General features: G+C 45.6%; 2 protein-coding genes and 2 pseudogenes. 1 reads left to right on the top strand and 3 read right to left on the bottom strand.

Going from position 1 to position 2,869, the window contains the following annotated elements; translation table 11 throughout:
- Positions 1 to 236 (bottom strand): annotated as a pseudogene (locus tag QTN95_RS20080) (transketolase); the annotation flags it as partial.
- 83 nt (positions 237 to 319) lie between these two features.
- Positions 320 to 1,270 carry a transaldolase gene (tal, locus tag QTN95_RS20075; protein ID WP_331418756.1) on the bottom strand — a complete coding sequence of 317 codons (951 nt, stop codon included), beginning with the start codon at positions 1,268 to 1,270 and terminating at the stop codon, positions 320 to 322.
- A gap of 451 nt (positions 1,271 to 1,721) precedes the next feature.
- Here tal and QTN95_RS20070 point away from each other — a divergent pair, with 451 nt between their 5' ends.
- Positions 1,722 to 2,702 carry a sugar-binding transcriptional regulator gene (locus QTN95_RS20070; RefSeq protein ID WP_138970657.1) on the top strand — a complete coding sequence of 327 codons (981 nt, stop codon included), beginning with the start codon at positions 1,722 to 1,724 and terminating at the stop codon, positions 2,700 to 2,702.
- 28 nt (positions 2,703 to 2,730) lie between these two features.
- Here QTN95_RS20070 and QTN95_RS20065 read toward each other — a convergent pair.
- Positions 2,731 to 2,869 (bottom strand): annotated as a pseudogene (locus QTN95_RS20065) (IS4 family transposase); the annotation flags it as partial.

The raw sequence follows: 2,869 nt of genomic DNA, 5'->3' as shown, positions 1-2,869 counted from the left end.
AGCAGAGAGTAAATCAGCATAGAGCCGTGGCCGTTAGAAAGGACGAAACGGTCGCGGTCAGCCCACTCTGGGTTAGCTGGGTTGTGATTTAGGTGTGAACGCCAAAGAACTTCAGCGATATCAGCCATACCCATAGGTGCGCCTGGGTGACCAGAGTTAGCTTGTTGTACACCATCCATGCTTAGAGCGCGGATTGCATTTGCTAGATGCTTTCTTGATTGAAGAGAGTGATCCATAATAAATACCGATTAATAGATTGTTTCTTAAGAAAGGATAATAAGAGGGGAACGCAAACGTTCCCCTCTAGAAATTCTGGTGATTAAAGCTTCGCTTCAATCATTGCTTCAAGTTTGCCTTGGTCTACTGCGAAGTTGCGGATACCTTCTGCAAGCTTCTCAACAGCCATTGGGTCTTGGTTGTGTTCCCATAGGAACTCAGCGTGAGTCATTGCTGCTGGACGCGCTGCTGAACCTTTAGAATCAACTAGCTTCTCAACGACTTCACCTTCAGCTGCTTCAAGCTCTGCTAAAAGAGCAGGAGCGATAGTCAGACGGTCACAGCCAGCTAGCTCAAGGATCTCACCGATGTTACGGAAGCTTGCGCCCATGACGACAGTGCTGTAGCCGTACTCTTTGTAGTAGTTGTAGATCTTAGATACTGACAACACGCCTGGGTCTTCTTGTGCTTCAAAGTCACGACCTTCTTTCGCTTTGTACCAGTCCATGATGCGACCAACGAATGGAGAGATTAGGAATACGCCAGCTTCAGCACATGCGCGAGCCTGAGCGAAAGAGAATAGAAGAGTAAGGTTACAGTTGATGCCTTCTTTTTCTAGGATTTCAGCGGCACGGATGCCTTCCCAAGTAGACGCTAGCTTGATAAGGATGCGATCGTTAGTGATGCCTGCATCGTTGTACATTTTAACTAGCTGGCGTGCTTTTGCTACGCTGCCTTCCATGTCGTAAGAAAGACGTGCATCAACTTCAGTAGAGATACGACCTGGAATGGTTTTAAGGATTTCTTTACCGATGTTTACCGCTAGCATGTCACACGTATCTTGTACTTGCTGTGCTTTATCAGAGCTTTGAGATTTTGCGTATTCGATAGAAGCGTCGATTAGAGGCGCGTACTCTTCGATTTGAGCGGCTTTAAGAATCAGAGAAGGGTTAGTCGTTGCGTCTTCTGGCTGGTATTTTTTGATTGCATCAATTTCACCAGTATCAGCGACTACAGTCGTTAGTTTACGAAGTTGCTCTAATTTGTTGCTCATTTCGATCATCCTATTTCATTGGGCTCCCAGATCACGACATGATATGGGGATGCAATTGCAAGCGAGTTAAGTAATAGTCGATTTTTCCGCTAAGGACAACTCAGCTTACTTAACCTAAATAATTTTCAACGTATGAACATTTGTTGTGAACATTTGCTCGAACGCTGAGTAAATGATGGGTTCATAATTATCTTATAAAGATAGAAAGTCAATTGCCGAATGAGCTTTTAAGTGATGTTCATCAAGTATTTTTTTCAAACCTGACTGGTGGCAGGATAACTAAACGTTTGCCAAGAAGCAGTAAGGGTTCAAGCTAGTGTATGAAGGATAAAAAACGCGCTGAGAATTTGTAATTTCACTGAGCAAATGTTGCCAAAATGGCGGGTTGTGACATATGCTACGGCTGTGAGCACATGTTAGGTGCGATTTATTTGGTTTGGAAAATACACCAATGAACAAATCTCAGAATGACATTTCGGATGACAACGCAGATCTACTGACTGAAATCTCAGTGGCCTACTATCAGGATGGTGCGACACAAGAGGAGATTTCGAAGAAGTTCTCTGTCTCACGTGCCAAAGTTGGTCGGATGCTAAAGCAGGCCAGAGACGAAGGTATTGTGGAGATCACGGTCAAATATCACCCAGTTTTTAGCGCTAAAATAGAACAACGTCTTATCGAACGATTTGGTGTTAAGCGTGCTTTGATCGCCTTGGATCAACCAGTTGAAGAGCAACAGCGTCAGCAGGTTGCGGGTCTAGTCTCGAAATATATGGCGAGCTCGATTCAAAACGGTTCTGTTGTGACCGTGGGGCAGGGACGCAATGTCTCCGCTGTAGCGCACCATGTCGGCGTTATTCCGCAAAGAGACGTTAAATTCGTATGTGGTATTGGTGGTATCCATCCACGTGGGGGGATGTTTAATGCCGACCACATCTGCCGTCAATTTGCCAAAAGCTATGGCGGAACCTCAGAAACATTGTATGCGCCAGCTTACGCGGAGAACCGAGAACAGAAGCTCGCCTTTATGCAAAACGCAACTGTCAAACAAACCTTAGACTTGGCACGTAAAGCTGATGTTGCCTTGGTCGGTATTGGTGACATGAGCGAAAACAGTTATATGGTTGATCTTGGGTGGTTTACTGCCGAGGAAGTTGTTCAATCAAGGATGCAACAAGGGGTGGTTGGCGATTTTGCTGGTTACGATTTCTTTGATATACATGGTCAATCCGCCACAACCGTGATGAGTGATCGAGTGATCGGGCTGAGCATTGACGAGTTTCGACCGATTTCGCAGGTTATCGCCATTGCAGCAGAAAACAGTAAACCGCTTGCGCTACTTGGAGCGTTGCGAACTGGTGTGATTGACGTGATCGCCACAAGTGTGAGCAATGCACTCACCGTGCTAAACCTTGATGAGCAAATGAAATAACAAAAAGGCAGCTAAGGCTTAACTCCTATCACTTAACGTGTTTGGAACGAACTGGATAGCGAGTCTTATTCATACGAACGGTCCTTGATTTGGGCCGTTTTTTTCGCTCTGGCAGAATGTAGCGCTTCACTCGCTCTCGCATCGCCCTTAACTTTTTGGGGATCGAA

The sequence above is a fragment of the Vibrio sp. M260112 genome (genome assembly GCF_036533775.1).
In the GTDB taxonomy this organism is placed as follows: Bacteria; Pseudomonadota; Gammaproteobacteria; order Enterobacterales; family Vibrionaceae; genus Vibrio.
Note: the sequence above shows the minus strand (reverse complement) of the source record. Positions and strands in the feature narration are given on the sequence as shown.